Origin of the sequence: Lysobacter sp. Root76 (assembly GCF_001428685.1) — a bacterium.
Lineage (GTDB): Bacteria > Pseudomonadota > Gammaproteobacteria > Xanthomonadales > Xanthomonadaceae > Lysobacter.
Window position 1 is genome coordinate 358,820 of the sequence record NZ_LMIK01000001.1, and the last position, 21,330, is coordinate 380,149.

18 protein-coding genes and 2 tRNA genes are annotated in these 21,330 nt (G+C 68.9%); 11 read left to right on the top strand and 9 right to left on the bottom strand.

Going from position 1 to position 21,330, the window contains the following annotated elements:
* Window positions 1-9: 9 nt before the first annotated feature.
* Window positions 10-1,053, bottom strand: a complete 1,044-nt coding sequence (locus tag ASE10_RS01460) for a hypothetical protein (protein ID WP_157480959.1) — start codon at window positions 1,051-1,053, stop codon at window positions 10-12.
* 305 nt (window positions 1,054-1,358) lie between these two features.
* Here ASE10_RS01460 and ASE10_RS01465 point away from each other — a divergent pair, with 305 nt between their 5' ends.
* The 10 genes from ASE10_RS01465 (at window position 1,359) to ASE10_RS01505 (ending at window position 12,749) form a co-directional block, all read left to right on the top strand.
* Window positions 1,359-1,724: a helix-turn-helix transcriptional regulator gene (locus tag ASE10_RS01465; protein WP_082559518.1), complete on the top strand. Its 366-nt coding sequence runs from the start codon at window positions 1,359-1,361 to the stop codon at window positions 1,722-1,724.
* A gap of 196 nt (window positions 1,725-1,920) precedes the next feature.
* Window positions 1,921-2,727, top strand: coding sequence for a bifunctional hydroxymethylpyrimidine kinase/phosphomethylpyrimidine kinase (gene thiD, locus ASE10_RS01470; RefSeq protein WP_055899946.1), 807 nt, complete (start codon window positions 1,921-1,923; stop codon window positions 2,725-2,727).
* Window positions 2,720-3,622: an alpha/beta hydrolase gene (locus tag ASE10_RS01475; RefSeq protein ID WP_082559533.1), complete on the top strand. Its 903-nt coding sequence runs from the start codon at window positions 2,720-2,722 to the stop codon at window positions 3,620-3,622. Before thiD ends, ASE10_RS01475 begins: the two co-directional genes overlap by 8 nt.
* A 156-nt stretch (window positions 3,623-3,778) precedes the next feature.
* Window positions 3,779-4,504: a TorF family putative porin gene (locus ASE10_RS01480; RefSeq protein WP_235567529.1), complete on the top strand. Its 726-nt coding sequence runs from the start codon at window positions 3,779-3,781 to the stop codon at window positions 4,502-4,504.
* A 12-nt stretch (window positions 4,505-4,516) separates the two neighbouring features.
* Entirely contained in the window at window positions 4,517-4,609 is a 93-nt protein-coding gene (locus ASE10_RS19360) for a potassium-transporting ATPase subunit F (RefSeq protein ID WP_082559519.1), read from the top strand.
* A 135-nt stretch (window positions 4,610-4,744) separates the two neighbouring features.
* Complete coding sequence (gene kdpA / locus ASE10_RS01485; RefSeq protein ID WP_056101732.1) at window positions 4,745-6,574, top strand: potassium-transporting ATPase subunit KdpA; 1,830 nt, start codon at window positions 4,745-4,747, stop codon at window positions 6,572-6,574.
* Window positions 6,575-6,602: 28 nt separating this feature from the next.
* Entirely contained in the window at window positions 6,603-8,624 is a 2,022-nt protein-coding gene (gene kdpB, locus ASE10_RS01490; RefSeq protein ID WP_235567536.1) for a potassium-transporting ATPase subunit KdpB, read from the top strand.
* A gap of 34 nt (window positions 8,625-8,658) precedes the next feature.
* Window positions 8,659-9,261: a potassium-transporting ATPase subunit KdpC gene (gene kdpC / locus ASE10_RS01495; protein WP_056305601.1), complete on the top strand. Its 603-nt coding sequence runs from the start codon at window positions 8,659-8,661 to the stop codon at window positions 9,259-9,261.
* 114 nt (window positions 9,262-9,375) lie between these two features.
* Entirely contained in the window at window positions 9,376-12,036 is a 2,661-nt protein-coding gene (locus tag ASE10_RS01500; protein ID WP_056305603.1) for a sensor histidine kinase KdpD, read from the top strand.
* Window positions 12,033-12,749: a response regulator gene (locus tag ASE10_RS01505; protein WP_055899961.1), complete on the top strand. Its 717-nt coding sequence runs from the start codon at window positions 12,033-12,035 to the stop codon at window positions 12,747-12,749. Before ASE10_RS01500 ends, ASE10_RS01505 begins: the two co-directional genes overlap by 4 nt.
* Before the next feature lie 605 nt (window positions 12,750-13,354).
* On the opposite strand, the gene ASE10_RS01510 is transcribed toward ASE10_RS01505, so the two are convergent.
* The 7 genes from ASE10_RS01510 to lexA form a co-directional block, all read right to left on the bottom strand.
* A tRNA-Arg gene (locus ASE10_RS01510) sits at window positions 13,355-13,431 on the bottom strand.
* A 141-nt stretch (window positions 13,432-13,572) separates the two neighbouring features.
* Window positions 13,573-13,665 (bottom strand) — tRNA-Ser (locus ASE10_RS01515).
* 69 nt (window positions 13,666-13,734) lie between these two features.
* The gene (csrA, locus tag ASE10_RS01520; RefSeq protein ID WP_055899964.1) at window positions 13,735-13,938 is read right to left on the bottom strand and encodes a carbon storage regulator CsrA; all 204 of its coding nucleotides are present in this window, start codon (window positions 13,936-13,938) and stop codon (window positions 13,735-13,737) included.
* A 156-nt stretch (window positions 13,939-14,094) separates the two neighbouring features.
* The gene (gene alaS, locus ASE10_RS01525) at window positions 14,095-16,728 is read right to left on the bottom strand and encodes an alanine--tRNA ligase (protein ID WP_055899967.1); all 2,634 of its coding nucleotides are present in this window, start codon (window positions 16,726-16,728) and stop codon (window positions 14,095-14,097) included.
* Between the two features lie 167 nt (window positions 16,729-16,895).
* Window positions 16,896-17,357 (bottom strand): recombination regulator RecX, encoded by a 462-nt coding sequence (gene recX / locus ASE10_RS01530; RefSeq protein WP_056305656.1) that lies wholly within the window; start codon window positions 17,355-17,357, stop codon window positions 16,896-16,898.
* 240 nt (window positions 17,358-17,597) lie between these two features.
* Window positions 17,598-18,635: a recombinase RecA gene (gene recA / locus ASE10_RS01535; protein ID WP_055899970.1), complete on the bottom strand. Its 1,038-nt coding sequence runs from the start codon at window positions 18,633-18,635 to the stop codon at window positions 17,598-17,600.
* Between the two features lie 210 nt (window positions 18,636-18,845).
* Window positions 18,846-19,496: a transcriptional repressor LexA gene (lexA, locus tag ASE10_RS01540; RefSeq protein WP_055899973.1), complete on the bottom strand. Its 651-nt coding sequence runs from the start codon at window positions 19,494-19,496 to the stop codon at window positions 18,846-18,848.
* 114 nt (window positions 19,497-19,610) lie between these two features.
* Between lexA and ASE10_RS01545 the strand changes: the two genes are divergently transcribed.
* Window positions 19,611-20,552 (top strand): helix-turn-helix domain-containing GNAT family N-acetyltransferase, encoded by a 942-nt coding sequence (locus ASE10_RS01545; protein ID WP_055899976.1) that lies wholly within the window; start codon window positions 19,611-19,613, stop codon window positions 20,550-20,552.
* A 45-nt stretch (window positions 20,553-20,597) separates the two neighbouring features.
* Here ASE10_RS01545 and ASE10_RS01550 read toward each other — a convergent pair whose 3' ends face one another.
* Window positions 20,598-21,095, bottom strand: a complete 498-nt coding sequence (locus ASE10_RS01550; RefSeq protein WP_055899979.1) for a CinA family protein — start codon at window positions 21,093-21,095, stop codon at window positions 20,598-20,600.
* Window positions 21,096-21,330: the final 235 nt, after the last annotated feature.

The following is a 21,330-nucleotide window of genomic DNA, read 5'->3' on the forward strand; positions in this document are numbered from 1 at the left end:
CTCGTTCCGTCAGCGTCCGGGCACGCGGCAGCAGGTCGCGTTGACCTGATAGCCGAGCACACTGAGCAATGAACCCACCAGGTCGCACTGCCAGCCCACCGGCTGGCCGCTGACCACCATCGGCTCGGAGTTGCTGACCCCGATGCCGAGCACGCCGCCGCAGCCGCCGCCGGTGGCCGCGTAACCGGTCGGGCATTGCACGTCCTTGGTCTGTAGGCCGCTGAGCAGGGCCAGGCTTCCGCTCTCCTGGGCGATGGTGCAGTCGAGCGCGGTCGCTTCGGGTTCGATGAAGTAGCCGGTCACGTCGATCACGACTTCGGACTGAGCGTAGCTGTAGACGTTGAACTCGCTCGGGCAGGCCGGACGGCACAGACGGATATGCGACTCGTCCGAGAGGATCAACCCCGCGCTGTAGTTCAACGACGACGCCAGCGGCTTGGCCTCGTTGAACGGATACGCAGTGAAGTAGCCGTCGTTGGCCGGGTACACCGAGGTGATCTTGACCGTGAGGGCCGAGACGTTCTGCGGCAGGTTGCAGTTGGAGGTCTCGCCACCTTGCGAGGTGAAGTCGGTGGTGGTGTAGGACTTGAAGCTGCGCGTGCCGTTGGCCGCGATCGGCCCGCCGACCACGCGGGTGTCGACGATGCGGCAGGGGTTCAACGGCGTGTAGACCAGGTCCTCGCCCGGCGCACCCAGGCTGGTCGGCTGCACGTCGGGCGCGCCCTTGGCCGTGGCCATGCCCGATCCGCCGCCTGCGCCCAACAGCGCCGCGTTCATTTGTTCGAAGCTGGTCGCGCTGGCAGCGAGTTCGAGGTTGCTGATGTCGGCGGACTGCAGCGTGCCTTCCATACGCTCACCCCAGCCGGCTCCCATCGCCCCGTAACTGCGTTCCACATAAGGCGACCATCGGTCGACGATATCCTGCGCCAGCTCTCCGCGCATCGCTTCAGGCGCCAGCCCGGTCGTGTTGGTGCCGAACAGCCCGACACCCACGGCCGCTGCCGGCAGTGCCACAGCCAGCAGTGCGATCAGTATTTTGCCTTTCCTACGCATATAACCCCCGTATCCGTAATTTTGAGAGGGCGCCAGGTTGCGTTTGACCAGCGGACATATTCACCAGAAACACCGAGTGCGGGCGCATGCATCGGCGGCGAGAATGCTCATCTACCGTCCGATAATGCTGCAACGTCCGATCCCGCTAACATGAATAGCCGGCGAGCCGGCGGTTTCCGGCATGAGCAACCTGCACAGGGCCGTGCCTGTGACGCGTTACCCAATCCGCACCAATCGCGTCGCGTACCGCTATCGCGTTACCGAAACACTGAGGCATGATCCCTGGGTACTAGGGGAGATCACTCATGGCGGCACTACCGGAGCGCATACGGCGCGCCCGTACTTTGTCCCGTATTTCCCAGCTGGCGCTGGCCAACATGGTGGGGGTGCAGCGCAGCGCGGTGGCGCAGTGGGAGCGCAAGGACGGCAGCCATCCCTCGATGCACCATTTGATCGCGATCGCCCTGGCCACCGGCGTCTGCCTCGAATGGCTGGGCACCGGGCGCGGCCCGGTCAAGCCGGGCGAGGACGCCTGGACCCCGGCGATGCGCACCGACGACTACGCCCAGGACGATATCGAGTCCGAATGCCTGGATTCGCTCCGAAAAATCCCCTTCCAGATCAGGAAACAGCTGGTCGGAATCATTTCCCTGGTATCGCGCAATTATTAGCCGCCCGGCATGGGCAAAAACCCCCATGGCCGGTGCAAATAGGAAATCGCGGTCCGCAGAATAATATCGGCGCGGCGAAACCGGGTCGCCGGGCGCCGCAAGGCCGATTCTGCGCGAAGCGCCCGCCGCGACCCGCCCCGGGCGATGCGATATCGTCTCCCGACCCGTACCGACGCCCGGCCGCCCCGCCCCCGCAATGACGCCTCCCCCGATTTCCGCCCTCACCATCGCCGGTTCCGACTCCGGCGGCGGCGCCGGCATCCAGGCCGACCTCAAGACCTTCGCCGCGCACCGCGTGCACGGGCTCAGCGCGATCGCCGCCCTGACCGCCCAGCACACCCGCGGGGTGACCGCGGTGCACGTGCCCGATCTGGGCTTCCTGCGCGCCCAGATCGACGCCTGCTTCGACGATTTCGCTATCGGCGCGGTCAAGCTGGGCATGCTCGCCAATGCCGCGGTGATCGAAACCGTGGCCGATGCGCTGGAGCGTTACCGGCCGCCGCAGGTGGTGCTGGACCCGGTGATGGTCGCCACCTCCGGCGCGCGCCTGCTCGAACCCGAAGCGCTGGCCGCGCTGCGCGCGCGCCTGCTGCCGCTGGCCGGGGTGATCACCCCCAATCTGCCCGAAGCCGAGCTGCTGCTGGGCCGGCCGATCCCCGACCAGACCGCGATGCGCGAGGCCATCGCCGGATTGCGCGCGATGGGCGCGAACGCGGTGCTGCTCAAGGGCGGCCACCTGCGCGACGACGGCGACGTGGTCGATTACCTGGGTGACGATCAGGGGGTGCACGCGATCGCGCATCCGCGCCTGCGCCTGGAAGCGCACGGCACCGGCTGCACCCTGGCCTCGGCGGTCGCCGCCAACCTCGCGCGCGGACGCGACCTGCGCGAGAGCTGCGTCGCCGCCGCCGACTACGTGCACGCCGCGCTGCGCGGCGGCTACCGCCCCGGACGCGGCGATGTCGTCGTCCTCGACCACTACGGTGCCGCGCCGCATGACTGACCCGACTCCTCCTCTGGAAACCCCGACGCTGGAAACCCAGCCGCCGCAAATCCAGACCCTGGAACTGCCGCTGCAAGCCGAAGGCGGCCACCGCTGGGCCTTGCTCGCGCGTCTGCCGCGCGCGCCGCAGGCGAGCCTACTGTGGCTGCCCGCGCTCGGCGTCGCCGCCAGGCACTATCTGCCGTTCGCCGAAGCCCTGGCCGCGCGCGGCATCGCGGTGTTCGTGCACGAGTGGCGCGGCAACGGCGGCAGCAGCCTGCGCGCGAATCGAGCCAACAATTGGGGGTATCGCGAACTGCTGCTGCACGATCTGCCGCACAGCGAGGCCGCGGTGACCGCGCAGCTACCGAACCTGCCGCGCATCCTCGGCGGCCACAGCCTGGGTGGGCAGCTGGCGGCTTGTCGGCTCGGCCTGCTCGCCCGCGACGGTGCGGCCGAACGGCCGACGCGCCTGTGGCTGGTCGCCAGCGGCGCACCGTACTGGCGCGCGTTTCCGCCGCGTTCGCGCTGGTGGCTGCCGTTCGCCTACCGCTTCCTGCCCTGGCTCGCGGATCGCCGCGGCGCCCTGCCCGGCCGCCGCGTCGGTTTCGGCGGCGACGAGGCGCGCGGACTGATCCGCGACTGGGCGCGCAGCGCGCTCAGCGGCCGCTACGCCGCGGCCGGCGTCGACATCGATCTGGAGGCCGCGATGGCGCAGGTCGAAGTCGAGGCGCGTGCGCTGACGCTGGACAGCGACTGGCTGGCGCCGGAATCCTCGCTGCGTTTCCTGCTGACCAAGCTGCCGCGCGCGCAGAGCCGCATCGACACGCTCGACGGCCGCATGCTCGGCACGCGCGCCGATCACTTCGCCTGGATGAAGCAGCCCGGCGCGGTCGCCGCAGTGCTGATGCGCTGAACCGCGCCGGCGCCGCAACGCGCCGTCATGCGGCCGTTGCGCGGGTTTTACGCTGAATTTACGCCCGCCGGCGCGGGTGGAATAGAGGTTTTACGGCAGCGGTTTCGAGAATGGCGACGTGGCCGATCCGGCTTCGTTCGCAACTCGGAACCCGAAATGTCGATGCAACCGCTGCGCCTGCGTGAGGCGTCCATTCCCTTGGTTTTCGCCGTCTGCACCGGCGCCGGCCTGCTGGCGTTGGGCGCACGCGCCGATGCCGCCACGCTCACCGGCAACGCCGCGTTGACCAGCGACTACGTCTGGCGCGGCAGTACCCAGACCCAGGGCGATCCCGCCGCGCAGGCGGGCTTCAAATTCGCCGGCGATTCCGGCTTCTACGGCTCGGTGTGGGGCTCCAACGTCGAGTTCGCGCCGGCGACCCACGCCAGCAGCGAGCTCGACTTCACCGTCGGCTGGGCCGGCAAGCTGTCGCAGGACTGCGCGCTGGACGTCAACGTCCTGCACTACCGCTACCCCTCGACCACGGTCGATCTCAACTGGACCGAACTCAACGGCACCCTGACCTACGCCGACAACTACTGGCTGTCGCTGGGTTACTCGAACGAGGCGCTGGGCAGCCGCGACAGCGGCGTCTATACGCAACTCGGCGCCAAGTTCCCGATCAACGACCGTTTCCGCTTCGAAGCCGCCGCCGGCTACTACTACCTCGACGAGGTCTACGACGAGAGCTACGCGCATGCGCAGCTCAGCGCGGTGTGGGCGGTCAAGGCGCCGCTGGAACTGCGCCTGACCGCGCACGCGACCGATTCCGGCGCCAAGCGGATCTTCGGCGACGACTACGCCGGCAACCGCATCGAAGCGGCGCTGCAGGCGTCCTTCTAAGGAGACACGAGCATGCCCGGTTGGCTAGCCATGGTTTGCGCGGTATCGGTACTGGTGGTCGCCGCCTACCTCCTCTACGTCGTGCTGCGCCCTGAAGACTTCTAGGCGTAGCGGCGACGCGCGAGGCCGGGACGGCCTCGCCGCGGCCCTCATGGTGCGAGGCCGGTCACGCCGCCTCGCGCCCCATCGGCGCCGTCCCTGGAGGGGCGGCGCTGATCACTTTCTGTTTGGTTGACGACGATGATCGACATCTTTCTGGTATTCGCGCTCGCGATCGGCCTGGGCTGGCCCCTGGGCTTGTATTTGGCGCGCGTGATGCGCGGCGCGCCCTCCAAGCTCGACCGCGTGTTCGGGCCGTTCGAGCGCGCGATCTATCGCGCGCTGGGCACCGACCCGGCGCGCGGCATGAGCTGGCGCGGCTACGCCCGCGCCTTCGTGCTGAGCAATCTGGTTCTTGCGGTGCTGGTGTGGCTGCAGTTCATGACCCAGGCCTGGCTGCCCCTGAATCCTGACGGCATCCCCAACCTGCGTTGGGACACGGCCCTGCACACCATGGTGTCGTTTCTGACCAACACCAATCAGCAGCACTACTCCGGCCAGGCGCAGCTGAGCTATCTCTCGCAGATGGTCGGCATCGTCGGCCTGCAGGTGGCGACGCCGATGATGGGGCTGGCGATGGTGGTGGCCACGCTGCGCGGATTGTTCGGCGGCCGCCAGGCGATGGACGCCGGCCGCGAGGCCTGCGAGGCGGCTTGCGAAGCGCCCGCCGACCAGGTGCCCGCATCCGGCCCGGTGTACGGCGCGCGCAGCGCCGCCAAGGCCAAGCTTCCGGCCGAGGGCGAAGCCCGCGACCTGGGCAACTACTGGGTCGACGTGACCCGCGCCACCCTGCGCTTCATGCTGCCGCTGTGCCTGCTGTGGGCGCTGCTGCTGACCGCACAGGGCGTGCCCTCGACCTTGAGCGCCGGCCCCAGCGTGCAGCCGGTCGACGCCAGCGTGGAGATGAAGGGGCAGAAGATTCCGCTGGGTCCGGTCGCGCCCATGGTCGCAGCCAAGCAGTTGGGCACCAACGGCGGCGGCTGGTACGGCCCCAATAGCTCGGTGCCGCTGGAAAACCCGACCCCGTTCTCCAACCTGCTGGAAATCCTCGCGATCATCTTAATCCCGATCGCGGTGACCTTCATGGTCGGACCGTTCACCGGACGCCGCCGCCTCACCGCGATGGTGTTCGGCAGCATGCTGCTGATGTCGGTGATCTCGACCGGCGCCGCGGTGGTGTCGGAGGCGTACTCGCCGACCAGCACCGACGCAGCGTTGATGGAAGGCAAGGAAGTCCGCTTCGGCGCCACCACTTCGGCGCTGTGGGCCGCGGTCACCACCCAGACCAGCAACGGCTCGGTCAACGCCATGCACGACTCGCTGGCGCCGCTGACCGGCGGCGTGGCCCTGGTCAACATGCTGGTCAACGCGATCTGGGGCGGCATCGGCTGCGGCTTGCAGCAGTTCCTGGTGTATCTGCTGCTGGCGGTGTTCCTGGCCGGCCTGATGACCGGACGCACGCCGGAATTGTTCGGACGCAAGATCGAAGCGCCCGAGGTGCGCCTGCTGGCCTTGCTGATCCTGCTGCAGCCGCTGGTGGTGCTGGGCTTCACCGCGATCACCGTGGCGCTGCCGTCGATCACCGGCAATTCCAATCCGGGCTTCCACGGCATCGCTCAGGTGTTCTACGAGTACACCTCGGCCTTCGCCAACAACGGTTCCGGTTTCGAGGGCCTGGGCGACGCCACCTATTGGTGGAACCTGAGCTGCTCGGCGGTGCTGGCGCTGGGCCGCTATCCGGCCCTGATCGTGCCGCTGGCCGTCGCCGGCCTGCTCGCGCGCAAGCGCGTCGCGCCGGAAGGCAGCGGAACCCTGCACGTGGAAACGCCGACCTTCGCCCTGACCCTGATCGCGGTGATCGTGATCCTGACCGTACTGCAATTCATGCCTGCGCTGGTGCTGGGCCCGGTGGCCGATCACCTGTCGCTGGCCGCCGTGTCGACCGCCGCTACGCCGTCGCCGGCTCTCTGAGGTAATGACCGTGAGCGAACAACAACATCTGGGTACCCAACGCCGCCATGCCGCGGCCGGGCTGGACGGCGCGGCTTTCCGCATCGCCCTGCTCGAATCCTTCCGCAAGCTGTCGCCGCGCCAGGCCCTGCGCAGTCCGGTGATGGCGGTCGTGCTGCTGGGCACGATCCTGTCGGCGCTGATCACCGCGGCCGTGCCGGGCAACGTCGGCTTCGGTATCGCTGTCACTCTGGTCCTGTTCGTGACCGTACTGTTCGCGAACTTCGCCGAGGCCGTGGCCGAAGCGCGCGGCCGCGGCCAGGCCGCGTCGCTGCGCGCCGCGCGCCGCGATCTGGTCGCGCGCCGCATCGACGACAACGGCGTGGAAACGCGCGTGGCGGCCACCCAACTCAAGCGCGGCGATCGCGTGATCGTCTCGGAGAACGAGTTGATTCCGGCCGACGGCGAAATCGTCGAAGGCGTGGCAACGATCAACGAATCGGCGGTCACCGGCGAATCCGCACCGGTGCTGCGCGAGGCCGGCACCGACCGCTCCGGCGTGATCGGCGGCACCAAGGTGCTGTCGGACGAAATCGTAGTGCGGGTCAGCGCCGAGCCGGGCGGCAGCTTCCTCGACCGCATGATCGCCCTGGTCGAAGGCGCCAACCGCCAGAAGACGCCGAACGAAATCGCCCTGACCATGCTGCTGGCGGCGATGACGCTGACCTTCCTGATCGTGGTCGCGACCCTGCCCCTGCTGGCCGGCTTCGTCGGCGCCAAGCTCGATCCGCTGCTGCTGATCGCGCTGCTGGTGTGCCTGATCCCGACCACCATCGGCGGCCTGCTGCCGGCGATCGGCATCGCCGGCATGAACCGCGCGCTGTCGGCCAACGTGCTGGCGAAATCCGGCAAGGCGGTCGAGATCGCCGGCGATGTCGACGTACTGCTGCTCGACAAGACCGGCACCATTACCCACGGCGACCGCCAGGCGACCGAATTCCACCCGTTGGCCGGCGTCGACCGCTCGCAGTTGCGCGATGCGGCCCTGCTCGCCTCGCTCGCCGATCCCACGCCCGAAGGCAAGTCGATCGTGCGCCTGGCACGCGAGCAGCACAGCGCCGTGGCCGAACCCGACCATGCCCGCTACCTGCAGTTCACCGCGCAGACACGCATGTCCGGCGTCGATCTCGACGACGGCCGCGCGATCCGCAAGGGCGCCGGCGACACGATCGGCCAGTACGTGCGCGGTCTCGGCGGCGACGTGGCGCCGGAGCTGACCGCGCGCATCGAGCAGGTCGCGCGCGGCGGCGCCACTCCGCTGGTGGTGTCCGAAGGGCGCCATGTGCTCGGCGTGGTCGAGCTGTCGGACGTGGTCAAGCACGGCGTCAGGGAGCGTTTCGCCCGGCTGCGCGCGATGGGCGTGCGCACGGTGATGATCACCGGCGACAACCCGCTGACCGCCGCGGCGATCGCCGCCGAGGCCGGCGTCGACGACTACATCGCCGAGGCGCGTCCGGAGGACAAGCTCGCGCGCATCCGCGCCGAGCAGGCCGGCGGCCGCCTGGTCGCGATGGTCGGCGACGGCACCAACGATGCCCCTGCGCTGGCCCAGGCCGACGTCGGCTTGGCGATGAACTCGGGCACCCAGGCGGCCAAGGAAGCCGGCAACATGGTCGATCTGGACTCGGATCCGGCCAAGCTGCTGGCGGTGGTCGAGGTCGGCAAGCAGCAGCTGATCACGCGCGGCGCGCTGACCACGTTCTCGCTCGCAAATGACGTGTCCAAGTACTTCGCGATCCTGCCGGCGCTGTTCGCCGCGGCGATTCCGCAGATGGCCGCGCTCAACGTGATGCGGCTGTCCAGCCCGGGCAATGCGGTGCTGGCGGCGCTGATCTTCAACGCGATCATCATCCCGGCCTTGATTCCGCTCGCCCTGGCGGGCGTGCGCTTCAAGCCCGCCAGCGCGGTCGTGCTGCTACGCCGGAACATGCTGATCTACGGCCTCGGCGGCGTGCTGCTGCCGTTCGTGGGCATCAAGTTGATCGACATGGCCTTGGCCGCGATCGCCTGAAACCGCCGCGCCCCTACGTTTTCCAGGAACTGCGATGAACACCACCAGCCTTTCCCAAACCCGCACCATCGACGACCGCACCCCGCTGCGCGCGCCCCTGCTGTTCGCCCTGGTCGTCCTGCTCGGCTTCGGCCTGCTGTACTGCCTCGCCGGCACCGCGCTGGGCCGGCTCGCCTTCCCCTGGCAGGCCACCGGCAGCCTCGCGCTGCAGGACGGCAAGGTGCGCGGCTCGACCCTGGTCGCGCAGCCCTTCGCCGACGCGCGCTACTTCCAGCCGCGTCCGTCGGCGGCCAACTACGATCCGATGGCCGCCGCCGGCAGCAACCTGGCGCGCACCAATCCGGACCTGCGCAAGCGCATGGCCGAGACCGCGATCGCGGTGGCCGAGCGCGACGGCATCGCGGTGAGCGACGTTCCGGCCGAGCTCATCACCCAGTCCGGCGGTGGCCTCGACCCGCACCTGTCGCCGCGCGCGGCGCAGGTCCAGGTCGCGCGCGTGGCCAAGGCGCGCGGCCTGTCCGCCGCCGATGTCGACGCGATGGTCGTCGCGCACACACTGCCGCGTCAGTTCGGCCTGCTCGGCGAACCGCGCGTCAACGTGCTCGAACTCAACCTAGCGCTGGATGCCCGCCGCTAAGTCCGTCACAAGACCCTCTCCCGCCGACCGCGGGAGAGGGAGCGATCGCGGCGAGCAGGGCGTCGCCGCGGTTTTCACTACGCCGCCCACGAAACAGAGCGCACAATGCCGCCCATGACCGATGCCCGCAGCGCTCAGGCAGACGCCCTGATCGGCGAACTCCAACGCCAGGGCGCCGGCCGCCTGACCGTTTTTCTCGGCGCCGCGCCCGGAGTGGGCAAGACCTACGCCATGCTCAGCCGCGCGCGCGAACTGCAGCGCCGCGGCGCCGATGTCGTGATCGGCATCGTCGAAACCCACGGCCGCGCCGAAACCGGCGCCCTGGTCGACGGCCTGGAGCTGCTGCCGCGCAAGCGCATCGAGTACCAGGGCCGCACGATCGAGGAGATGGATCTCGACGCCCTGCTCGCGCGCCGGCCCAAGCTGGCCCTGGTCGACGAGCTGGCGCACCGCAACGCGCCCGGCAGCCGCCATGAGCGACGCTGGCAGGACGTGGCCGAACTGCTGGACGCCGGCATCGACGTCTACAGCACGGTCAACATCCAACACCTGGAAAGCCTCAACGACGTCGTCCACCGCATCACCGGTGTGCGCGTCGGCGAGACCGTGCCCGATGCGCTGTTCGACCGCCTGCGCGACATCGTGCTGGTCGATCTGCCGCCGCGCGAACTGATCGAGCGCCTGCAACAGGGCAAGGTCTACGTGCCCGATCAGGCCGCGCATGCGCTGCAGGCGTTCTTCTCGCCCAGCAACCTGACCGCGCTGCGCGAACTGGCGATGCAGACCGCCGCCGACCGCGTCGACAGCGATCTGCGCGAGGCCCAGACCGCGCGCGGCCTACCCGGTGTGCCGCTGCGCCGTGGCGTGCTGGTGGCGATCGACGGGCGCGGCCAGTCCGAATACCTGGTGCGGATCGCGCGCCGCCTGGCCGAACGCCGCGACGCGCCCTGGACCGTGGTCACGGTGCAGACCGGCGCCGCGCCGGCGGATGCGCAGCAGGTCGAACTCGACCGCGCCTTCGCGCTCGCGCGCCGGCTCGGCGGCGACACCGCGGTGCTGCATGGCGCCAGCATCGTCGACGCGCTGCTCGATCACGCCGCGCGCGCCGGCATCAGCGCGATCGTGCTCGGCCGCACCCGCGAGCGCCCGGTCGCGCGCATGTTCAACCGCACCCTGACCCAGCAGCTGATCCAGCGCGGCGCGCACTACGAACTGACCATCGTCAGCACTCCGGAGGCGCGCGCCAAGGCGCGCCGCGCGCTGCGTCCGCTCGGCGGCCTGCTGACCCGCTCCGACGCCGGCCTGGCGGTGATCGCGGCGGCGTTGGCGACCGCGCTGGCCTGGATCGCCGAACGCTGGATCGGCCTGGACGATCTGTCGCTGATCTTCATCGTCGCGGTGGTCGTGGTCGCCGCGCGCACGCGCATGACCGCGGCGGTGATCGCGGCGGTGCTGTGCTTCTTCGCCTACAACTTCTTCTTCATCGAACCGCGCTACACCTTGCTGATCGGCGCCAGCCAGGGCGTGACCACGGTGGTGCTGTTCCTGGTCGCGGCCCTGGTCGCCGGCCGCCTGGCGTCGAAGCTGCGCATGCAGGTGCTGGCGCTGCGCGCGGCCAATGCGCACGCGATCGCGCTGCAGACCCTGGGGCGCCAACTCGCCGCCGCCGCCGACCTGGGCCAAGTGACCCAGGCCGCGCGCGACGCCTTGCGGCGCTCGCTGGGCGCCGACGCCATTGTGCGCTTCGGCGACACCGGCCTGCACGGCGCCGACCTGCCCGAACTGACCGACAAGGACCGCGCCGCCGCCGATTGGAGCCTGCGCCACCGCCGGCCGGCCGGGCGCTACACCGACACCCTCGCCGGCTCGGACTGGTGGTTCCTGCCGTTGGCCGGCGGCGACGGCGGCGTGATCGGCCTGCGCTTCCCGCAACGCGGCGGCCGGCTCGGCCCGGAGCAACAGCGACTGGCCGAAGCCATGGCCGAGGACATCGCCCAGGCGGCGGTGCGCACGCGCCTGGTCGCCGACCTGGAAAACGCCCGCGTCAGCGGCGAGACCGAACGCCTGCGCTCGGCGCTGCTGTCGTCGGTCTCGCACGACCTGCGCTCGCCGTTGGCGGCGATCATCGGCGCAGCCAGCAGCCTGGACAACTACGCCGAGGCGATGAGTCGCGAGGACCGCCACAGCCTGCTGGAAACGGTGCGCATCGAAGGCGAGCGCCTGGACCGCTACATCCAGAACCTGCTCGACATGACCCGGCTCGGCCACGGCGGGCTCACCCTCAACCGCGACTGGATCGGCGTCGACGAACTGATCGGCTCGGCGGTGACGCGCCTGCAGCGCTACGAACCGGGCGCGCGCTTCGAGATCCGGCTGGAACCGGAGCTGGGTCCGATCTGGGTCCACCCGGCCCTGGTCGAGCAGGCCTTGTTCAACGTGCTGGAGAACGCCGCCAAGTTCTCGCCCGCGGGCGAAGCCGTCACCGTCGAAGCGCGCCACGTCGACGGCCAGTTGCGCATCGACGTGCGCGACCGCGGCCCCGGCATTCCCGAGGACGAGCGCAAGCGCATCTTCGACATGTTCTACAGCGTCGAGCGAGGCGACCGCGGCCGCCAAGGCACCGGCCTGGGCCTGGCGATCTGCCAGGGCATGATCGGCGCCCACGGCGGCAGCGTCGAGGCGCTACCGGGCGCCCCGGATGAGCATGATCGCCGCGGCACCACGATCCGCATTACCCTGCCACTCATCGAACCCGCCGCGCCCGCAACCGCATGACCGAGGACACCGCCGCCGACGTCGCCACCCAGACCGCACGCGTGCTGGTGGTCGACGACGAGCCGCAAATCCGCAAGTTCCTCGATATCAGCCTGCGCGCGCAGGGCTACGCCGTGGAAACCGCCGACACCGGCGCCGGCGGCCTGGAGGCGCTGGCGACGCATGGCGCCGATCTGGTGATCCTCGACCTCGGCCTGCCCGACCGCGACGGCCACGAAGTGCTGCGCGAGCTGCGCCAGTGGTCGTCGGTGCCGGTGATCCTGCTGACCGTGCGCGCCGGCGAAGCCGAGAAAGTCGCCGCGCTCGACGCCGGCGCCAACGACTACGTGACCAAGCCTTTCGGCGTACAGGAGCTGATGGCGCGCGTGCGCGCGCTGCTGCGCTCGCACGCGACCCAGGGCGAGGCCCTGCCGGTGTTCGACGACGGCCGCCTGCGCATCGACCTGGCCCGGCGCGAGGTGCGCCTGGACGGCGAAAGCGTCGCCCTGGCGCGCAAGGAATACGCGCTGCTGGCGCTGCTGGTTCAGCATGCCGGCCGCGTGGTCACCCAGCCGCAGCTACTGCGCGAACTCTGGGGCCCGACCCACCAGCACGACACCCACTACCTGCGCATCCTGGTCGGCAAACTGCGCCACAAGCTCGGCGACGACGCGGCCGCGCCGCGCTACATCGTCACCGAACCGGGCGTGGGGCTGCGCTTTATCGAGCGCTGATTCGGCGAGACGGCACTCGAACGGCGCAGCTCGGACGTGGCTTCAGCGTGAGTGCCGCTTTGAGGCAGGAGCGGCGTTGGTCGCGGCCGACGCAACGAATGCTGTGCCGCGATCGCGGCTTACGCCGCTCCCACAGAAGGCAGCGGGAGCGTCTCGACACAGCCCTGACAGAAAAGTACGGGCTCACCGTATCGCGCCCCCCGGGTCGCCCCGCACGAAACACGTCGCCACTTCCTGTGGGAGTCGCCCCGCACGAAACACGTCGCCGCTTCCTGTGGGAGTCGCATGGCGCGAAACGCGTCGCTATTTCCTGTTGGAGTCGCCCCGCACGAAACACGTCGCTGCTTCCTGTAGGAGCGGCGTAAGCCGCGATCGCGCAAGCCCGATCGGCTGCGACGCCGCCGGTCGCGCGGCTTCGGCCCAGCGCGTCGCCGGCGGGCTGCCTGTTTCGGTAAGCCAGCGGATCGCGGCTTACGCCGCTCCCACAATGGAACGACGTCGGCACATGTGCGGGGCCGCATCGCCGGCCTGGATCGCGTGGGCGTTGCGAAGACCAAGAAAAGCAAAAAGGCCGACAAGTTTCCTTGTCGGCCTTTCGCTTTATATGGTGCGCCCGGAGAGATTCGAACTCCCGACCCCCAAGTTCGTAGCCTGGTGCTCTATCCAGCTGAGCTACGGGCGCGCAGTCGAAGAATTATGACGGAACCGCATTAAATCGTCAAACCTTTCGATGCCGTTTCTGCGTCGGATTTCGTTCGCATGACCGCTCGCGTACGAAACCTTCCGCAGACAAAAGCCGCCCCAAGGCGGCCTTCGTTACAACTGGCGGAGACTGAGGGATTCGAACCCTCGATGGAGCTTTTGACCCCATACTCCCTTAGCAGGGGAGCCCCTTCGGCCTCTCGGGCAAGTCTCCGCGGAAACACGTACAGCGTTCGCGGGCGGGAAGCATAACGGCTCGTCCCGCGCGCGGCAAACCTTTTTATCAGCCTGCCGCGTTTTTGCCGGAGTCGTCCGCCGGTTCTTCGCCGCGCTGGATGCGCTGGTAGATCTCTTCGCGATGCACAGCGACATCTTTCGGTGCGGTAATACCGATACGCACCTGGTTGCCCTTGACGCCGAGCACGGTGACGGTCACCGAGTCGCCGATCATCAGGGTCTCACCGACGCGACGCGTCAGGATCAGCATTGGAAAACCTCCTCGTGCCGGCAATTCGTTTGCCGGCGTTGGCGACGATCCGCAAAAAAAGGTCACGGAAAGCGCTTACAGTTTTGTACACAAACGTGAACCATATTAGCCAGCGGCCAAAATCGGCCGCAAGCGATAGAAGTCACTGTTCGCCGTTCAGATTAACCTACTCTCGACCCAGCCTGCGACACCGGCCAGGGCCTGCGACAAAGCCGGGCCGTCGTCTCCGCCGCCCTGCGCCATGTCGGCGCGGCCGCCGCCCTTGCCGTTGATCTGACCGGCAACGTGGGCGAGCAGTTCCCCCGCCTTGACCTTGCCGGTCGCGCTTCCATTCACTCCGGCGACCAAAGCCGCCTTCCCCTCACTGGCACCCGCCAGCAGGATCACCGCGTCGCCCAGCTGCTGCTTGAGACGGTCTACCGCCTCGCGCAGGGCCTTGGCATCGAAGCCTTCCAGACGGGTCGCGATGACCTTGACCCCCTGGATTTCGGCCGCCGAGGCGGCCAGGTCGGAGGTCGCCCCGGAGGCCGCCTTCGCCTTGATGGCTTCGAGTTCGCGCTCGAGTTTCTTCTGCCGATCCAACAGCGACCGCAGTTTGTCGGACAAGTCCGACGGGTTGCCGCCGAGCAGGCGCGCGGCCTCTTCCAGGCGCTGCTCCTCCTCGGAGACGTGGTCCAGAGCGCCCTGCCCGGTCACGGCCTCGATCCGGCGCACGCCGGCCGAGACGCCGCCCTCGGCGAGGATCTTGAACAGACCGATATCGCCGGTGCGCGAGACGTGGGTGCCGCCGCACAGCTCGGTCGAGGTCTCGCCCATGCGCAGCACGCGCACGCGGTCGCCGTACTTCTCGCCGAACAGCGCCAGGGCGCCGAAATCCAGGGCTTCCTGCATGCCCATCTGATGGACTTCGGCCTCGTGGTTGCCGCGCACTTCGGCGTTGACCCGGCGCTCGATCTGCGCGAGCTCGGCATCGGTCAGCGGCTGGAAGTGGGCGAAGTCGAAACGCAGGCGGTCGGGCGCAACCAGCGAGCCCTTCTGCACCACGTGGTCGCCCAGCACCTGGCGCAGCGCGGCGTGCAGCAGGTGGGTGGCGGAATGGTTGAGCACCGTGGCGGCGCGGCGCGGGGCGTCGACGGCGCCCAGCACCCGGTCGCCGCGGCGCAGGACGCCGGCGCTGAGGGTGCCGATATGGCCGTGGAACTGCCCGGCGAACTTCTGGGTATCGCGGACCACGAAACGAGTGCCGGCCTCGTCCAGTTCGCCGGCATCGCCGACCTGGCCGCCGCTTTCGGCGTAGAACGGGGTGCGGTCGAGGATGACCACCGCCTCGTCGCCGGCTTCGATGCTTTCGACCGGGCGGCCGTCCTTGAGCAGGGCCACGACTTCCAGGCCGCCCTCGGTCAGGCGCTCATAACCCAGGAACTGGGTCGGCGCGAGCTGCGCGGCCAGTTCGGCCGGCATGGTCGTGGCGTTGCCGAACTTGCCGGCTTCGCGCGCGCGGCGCTTTTGTTCTTCCATGGCGGCATCGAAGCCGGCCATGTCCACCGACAGGCCGCGCTCGCGCGCGATGTCGGCGGTCAGGTCGACCGGGAAGCCGTAGGTGTCGTACAGGCGGAAGGCGTCGGCGCCCGGGATCGCGTCCTGGGAGCGCGCGGCGACTTCGTCGAAAATGCGCATGCCCGAGTCCAGCGTTTCGGCGAAACGCTCCTCTTCGGCCTGCAGGGCGCGCTCGACCAGGTCGCGCTTGGCGGCCAGCTCGGGATAGGCCTCGCCCATCACCTCGACCAGCGCGGCGACCATACGGTGGAAGAACGGCTGCTTCTGGCCCAGCATCCAGCCGTGGCGCAGGGCGCGGCGGATGATCCGGCGCAGCACGTAGCCGCGACCTTCGTTGGAGGGCAGCACGCCGTCGACGATCAGGAACGAGCAGGCGCGGATGTGGTCGGCGATCACCCGCAGCGACTTGTTGTCGAGGTCCGGGGTCGAGGTGAACTCGGCCGCGGCCTGGATCAGGCGCCGGAACAGGTCGATCTCGTAGTTGCTGTGAGCGTGCTGCAGCACCGCGGCCAGGCGCTCCAGGCCCATGCCGGTATCGACGCAGGGCGCCGGCAGCGGCATCAGGCTGCCGTCGGGCTGACGGTCGAACTGCATGAACACCAGGTTCCAGATCTCGATGTAGCGATCACCGTCCTCGTCGGGCGAGCCCGGCGGGCCGCCGGCGATGTGCTCGCCGTGGTCGTAGAAGATCTCGGTGCAGGGACCGCAGGGGCCGGTGTCGGCCATCTGCCAGAAATTGTCCGAGGCGTACGGCGCGCCCTTGTTGTCGCCGATGCGGACGATGCGCTCGACCGGCACGCCGATCTTCTTGTGCCACAGGTCGAAGGCCTCGTCATCGGTGTGATAGACCGTGACCAGCAGGCGCTCGGCCGGCAGCTTCCAGACCCGGGTCAGCAGCTCCCAGGCCCAGGCGATGGCGTCTTCCTTGAAGTAATCGCCGAACGACCAGTTGCCGAGCATCTCGAAGAAAGTATGGTGGCGCGCGGTGTAGCCGACCTGGTCGAGGTCGTTGTGCTTGCCGCCGGCGCGCAGGCAGCGCTGAACGTCGGCCGCGCGCACGAAGCCGAGCTTCTCGCTGCCGAGAAACACGTTCTTGAACTGGACCATGCCCGAGTTGGTGAACAGCAGGGTCGGATCGTTGGCCGGCACCAAAGGCGCCGACGGCACGATGGTGTGCCCCTTGCTGCGGAAGAACTCGAGGAAATCGCTGCGGATTTCGTTGGTGGTTTTCATGCCTGACGCGCGAACTCGATAGGACCGGGCCGGACTGAGCGGTCCAGGGCCTCTGCCCTCACGATGGGGGCGTCGACTGGAACAGGCAACCCAAAACCCGAAAGCCGCGTAGCCTAACAGGCTCCGGGCCCGGTTGCGCGGGGTCCGCAGCCTATTTGGGCTTGCGTTCAGTCGTCCGGATCGAAACGAATCGCTTTTCGCACCCGCTCGCCGTCGAAACCGCGGCGTATCAGGAAGTCGGCGGCCTTGCGGCGCAGGGCCAAATCCTCGCTTCCGGCCTCGCCGGACAGCCCTGCGAACCTACGCCGGACCAGGTCGCGGGCGTTCTCCAGCCAGTCGCCTTGGTAGCTGTCCAGCGCCCGGGCGATGGCCTCGGAGTCCAGGCCGTGGGTGGCGAGTTCGGCACGCAGCCGGATCGGGCCGTAGCCGCTGCCGGCGCGGCTGCGGACCAGGCTTTCGGCGAAACGGGCATCGTCCTGCCAGCCCAGACCGGACAAGGTCTCGACGGCGGTCTCGACCTCGGCGGCGTCCATGCCGCGCGAGGTGAGTTTTCGCTGCAACTCCTTCCTGGAGTGCTCGCGCCGGGTCAGCAGACCCAGTGCGCGTTGGGTGGCGCTTTGTTCGCGCATGCCGCGGCGGCGGCGTCCGCCACGGCCGTTTTCGGGGCTGGCGTCTTGGGGGCTGGCTTCTTCGGGACTGCCGTCGTTGGGACGGTCGCCCTCAGGAAGGTCGCCCTCAGGGCGGCCGCCATCGGTCCGGCCGGCTTCGATGGAGCCGGAATCCAGCTCCAAACCCTGCGGCTTTGCCTCACGCATGCCCGGCTGCCCTCGCTAGCGCCTTGCGTCGACGGCAACCGCCGACGCGTGGCCTCAGTCGTCCAGGCCTTCCGTGTCGACTTCGTCGCGCTTGACGTCGGTCGGCACGAACTTCTCGCGCAGCGCGGCCTCCAGACGGGTCGCGACCTCGGGGTTCTCCTTGAGGTACTGGCGAGCGTTCTCCTTGCCCTGGCCGATACGCTCGTCGCCGCAGCTGTACCAGGCGCCCGACTTCTCGACCAGCTTGGCCTCCACGCCCATGTCGATCAGTTCGCCTTCGCGCGAGATGCCTTCGCCGTAGAGGATTTCGGTGACGATCTGCTTGAACGGCGGGGCCAGCTTGTTCTTGACGACCTTGATCTTGGTCTGGTTGCCGATGATCTCGTCGCCCTTCTTGATCGCACCGATGCGGCGGATGTCCAGGCGCACCGAGGCGTAGAACTTGAGCGCGTTGCCGCCGGTGGTCACTTCCGGGCTCTGGCCGGGCATCATCACGCCGATCTTCATGCGCAGCTGGTTGATGAACACCACCAGGGTCCCGGAGCGCTTGATGTTGCCGGTCAGCTTGCGCAGCGCCTGGCTCATCAGGCGGGCCTGCAGGCCCGGCAGCTGGTCGCCCATCTCGCCTTCGATTTCGGCCTTGGGGGTCAGGGCGGCGACCGAGTCGATCACCACGATGTCGACCGCGGCCGAACGCACCAGCATGTCGGCGATTTCCAGCGCCTGCTCGCCGGTGTCGGGCTGCGACAGCAGCAGATCGTCGACCTTGACGCCGAGCTTGGCGGCATAGATCGGATCCAGGGCGTGCTCGGCGTCGATGAAGGCGGCAGTGCCGCCGTTCTTCTGGCATTCGGCGATGGCCTGCAGGGTCAGGGTGGTCTTGCCCGAGGATTCCGGGCCGTAGATCTCGACCACGCGGCCCTTGGGCAGGCCGCCGATACCCAGGGCGATGTCGAGCATCAGCGAACCGGTGCCGATGACTTCCGTGGCTTCGACCGCGCGGTCGCCCATGCGCATCACCGAGCCTTTGCCGAACTGCTTTTCGATCTGGCCCAGGGCCGCCGAAAGGGCGCGCTTCTTGTTCTCGTCCATCGTGATGTCCTTAAGTAAGTCGTGTCGTGTTGGTAGGCAATCTAGAGGACGCGGATCGCACGGACTGAGACCGGCGCGCCTTCGATGAAAATTTATTCCGGCGGGCCGGGCCGGCGCAGTCGGGAGAACGCCGGCCGGGCTGTCGGATTTTCCCCCGCGCGGCGGTCGGAAGCGGCGGCGCGGCGGCGGCGGTCGTTCATTGCGCGGCGCTCAGCGGTTCGGCCGGACCAGGCCGCAGTACAGGCCTTCGATCGCGAAGTCCTGATCGGGCTGGACCTCGATCGGGGCGAAATCGGGGTTGCGCGGCAGCAGGCGGATGCGGTCCTTGCCGATCTTCAGCAGCTTGACGGTGATCTCGTCGTCGATGCGCGCGACCACGATCTGGCCCGAGCGCGCGTCGCCGGTACGGTGTACGCCGATCAGGTCGCCGTCGAAGATGCCTTCGTCGCGCATCGAGTCGCCCTTGACCTTGAGCATGTAGTCCGGCGACGGGAAGAACATGTTGCGGTCGAGCAGCACGTAATCGTCGGCCTCGATCTGGGCACCGGAGCCGATCGGCAGGCCGGCCGCGACCCGGCCCAGCACCGGCAGGCGCAGGGCGTCGTCGTTGGCGGCAGCGGGTAAGGCCAGCCGGCCCTGCTGCGACGGCGGCGGCTGCAGCACGCGGATGCCGCGCGCGCGTCCCGGGGTGCGTTCGATCGCCCCGGCGGCCTCGAGCGCCTCCAGGTGGTATTGGGCCGCGCGCACGCCCTTGAAGCCGAAGGCCTTGGCGATCTCGGCCTGCGACGGCGGCAGTCCCTCGGCTTCGATCCGTTCCGCGATCAACTCGAGGATGGCTTGCTGGGTATCGGTCAGGTCCATGGTTAGTAGTATTACCACTAACAAACGGCCGCAGCAACACCGTCTCCCCGGATTTTATTTGACTTAGTCAACTAACCATCCGAGGCTGGTGCCCTGCCCGCTGGAGCGCCCGCCATGACCGCCGATATCGCGACCGCCGAAGTCGATGCCGTCCGCGCCTTCAACCGCTTCTATACCCGCCGCATCGGCGTGCTGCAGGAAGACCTGCTCGACAGCAAGTTCCCACTGACCCAGGCGCGGGTGCTGTTCGAACTGGCGCAGCGCGAGCCGGTCGCGGCGCGCGCGATCGGCGATGCGCTGGGATTGGATCCGGGCTATCTGAGCCGGATCCTGCAGGGCTTCGCCGACGCCGGGCTGATCGAGAGGACGCGCTCGGAGGAAGACGCGCGCAGCTTCGTGCTGACCCTGTCGGCGCAAGGCCGCGAGGCTTTCGGCGGGCTCGACCGCAGCTCGCACCAGGCCACCGCGGCGATGCTCGCGGCGCTGTCGCCGCTGCAACGCGAGCGCCTGTTGCGCGCGATCGGCGAGGCCGAGCTGGCGCTGTCGCCGCAAACCGTGCCGGAAGCGCAGCGGGTCGTGCTGCGTGGGCACCGGATCGGCGACATCGGCTGGGCGATCGAACGCCACGGCCGGCTCTACGCCGACGAATACGGCTGGAACGGGGATTTCGAGGCCCTGGTCGCGACCCTGTTCGCGCGCTTCGCCAGCAGCCACGATCCGTGGCGCGAGCGTTGCTGGATCGCCGAGCTCGACGGCGAGCGCATCGGCTGCGTGTTCGTGATCCGCAACGCCGACGATCCCGACGCGGCGCAGCTGCGTTGCCTCTTGGTCGATCCGCGCGCGCGCGGCCTCGGCGTGGGCCGGCGCCTGGTCGAAGCCTGCCTGGCGTTCGCGCGCGAGGCCGGCTACCGGCGCATGCTGTTGTGGACCAACGACATCCTGAGTTCGGCGCGGCACATCTACGAGCGCTGCGGCTTCGTACTGACCGAGGAGGAGCGCCACCACAGTTTCGGCCACGACCTGGTCGGACAGGTGTGGAAGCTCGAGCTGGATTGAATCCCCGCGCCGGGGCGGGCGAGCGTCCCTGCGCGACTGCGAAGCTCAGACCGCCAGCGCCAGCATGCCCTGCAAGGCCGCCGCGACGGTCTGCCGGCGCACCGCCTCGCGGTCGCCGGCGAAATGGAAGACCTCGGCCTGGGGGTAACCGCCGCGGCGTTTCCAGGCGATCCAGACCGTGCCGACCGGCTTGTCCTCGGTGCCGCCGCCGGGACCGGCGATGCCGGTGACCGCGACCGCCAAGGTGGCGCCGGTGTTGGCCAAGGCGCCGGAGACCATTTCGATGACGGTCTCGCGGCTGACGGCGCCGAACTGCTCCAGGGTCTGCGGGCGCACGCTCAGCAGCGACTGCTTGGCTTCGTAGCTGTAGGCGGCCATGCCGCATTCGAACCAGCCGGAGGAGCCGGCGATGTCGGTCAGGGTCTTGGCGATCCAGCCGCCGGTGCAGCTTTCGGCGGTGACCAGCATGTGGTGGTGGCTGCGGGCGGCCTCGCCGACCTGTTCGGCAAGGCGTTGCAGGGCGGCATCGGAGACGTCGGTCATGCGCGCACTATAACGGCCCGCCGCGCTTGCGCTTTGCGGGATCGGGCAACGCTGGGGTGACGCCGGTGGAACGGCGGGCGGACCAGGTTCGGCCCGACCGAACCGTCGGATCGAAGCCAGGTGCCGCTTCCTGTGGGAGCGGCGTAAGCCGCAACTGCGATGCAGCCGGGCCCGCGATCGCGGCTTACGCCGCTCCCACAGTGAGCGTCGTTCTGCCTTGGGGTAGGAGCGGCGT

What these genes read in the sequence shown, in the direction of transcription:
- ASE10_RS01460 (WP_157480959.1), bottom strand. Translation starts at nt 1,053, where the DNA reads ATGCGTAGGAAAGGCAAAATACTGATCGCACTGCTGGCTGTGGCACTG.
- ASE10_RS01465 (WP_082559518.1), top strand. Translation starts at nt 1,359, where the DNA reads ATGGCGGCACTACCGGAGCGCATACGGCGCGCCCGTACTTTGTCCCGT.
- thiD (WP_055899946.1), top strand. Translation starts at nt 1,921, where the DNA reads ATGACGCCTCCCCCGATTTCCGCCCTCACCATCGCCGGTTCCGACTCC.
- ASE10_RS01475 (WP_082559533.1), top strand. Translation starts at nt 2,720, where the DNA reads ATGACTGACCCGACTCCTCCTCTGGAAACCCCGACGCTGGAAACCCAG.
- ASE10_RS01480 (WP_235567529.1), top strand. Translation starts at nt 3,779, where the DNA reads ATGTCGATGCAACCGCTGCGCCTGCGTGAGGCGTCCATTCCCTTGGTT.
- ASE10_RS19360 (WP_082559519.1), top strand. Translation starts at nt 4,517, where the DNA reads ATGCCCGGTTGGCTAGCCATGGTTTGCGCGGTATCGGTACTGGTGGTC.
- kdpA (WP_056101732.1), top strand. Translation starts at nt 4,745, where the DNA reads ATGATCGACATCTTTCTGGTATTCGCGCTCGCGATCGGCCTGGGCTGG.
- kdpC (WP_056305601.1), top strand. Translation starts at nt 8,659, where the DNA reads ATGAACACCACCAGCCTTTCCCAAACCCGCACCATCGACGACCGCACC.
- ASE10_RS01500 (WP_056305603.1), top strand. Translation starts at nt 9,376, where the DNA reads ATGACCGATGCCCGCAGCGCTCAGGCAGACGCCCTGATCGGCGAACTC.
- ASE10_RS01505 (WP_055899961.1), top strand. Translation starts at nt 12,033, where the DNA reads ATGACCGAGGACACCGCCGCCGACGTCGCCACCCAGACCGCACGCGTG.
- csrA (WP_055899964.1), bottom strand. Translation starts at nt 13,938, where the DNA reads ATGCTGATCCTGACGCGTCGCGTCGGTGAGACCCTGATGATCGGCGAC.
- alaS (WP_055899967.1), bottom strand. Translation starts at nt 16,728, where the DNA reads ATGAAAACCACCAACGAAATCCGCAGCGATTTCCTCGAGTTCTTCCGC.
- recX (WP_056305656.1), bottom strand. Translation starts at nt 17,357, where the DNA reads ATGCGCGAACAAAGCGCCACCCAACGCGCACTGGGTCTGCTGACCCGG.
- recA (WP_055899970.1), bottom strand. Translation starts at nt 18,635, where the DNA reads ATGGACGAGAACAAGAAGCGCGCCCTTTCGGCGGCCCTGGGCCAGATC.
- lexA (WP_055899973.1), bottom strand. Translation starts at nt 19,496, where the DNA reads ATGGACCTGACCGATACCCAGCAAGCCATCCTCGAGTTGATCGCGGAA.
- ASE10_RS01545 (WP_055899976.1), top strand. Translation starts at nt 19,611, where the DNA reads ATGACCGCCGATATCGCGACCGCCGAAGTCGATGCCGTCCGCGCCTTC.
- ASE10_RS01550 (WP_055899979.1), bottom strand. Translation starts at nt 21,095, where the DNA reads ATGACCGACGTCTCCGATGCCGCCCTGCAACGCCTTGCCGAACAGGTC.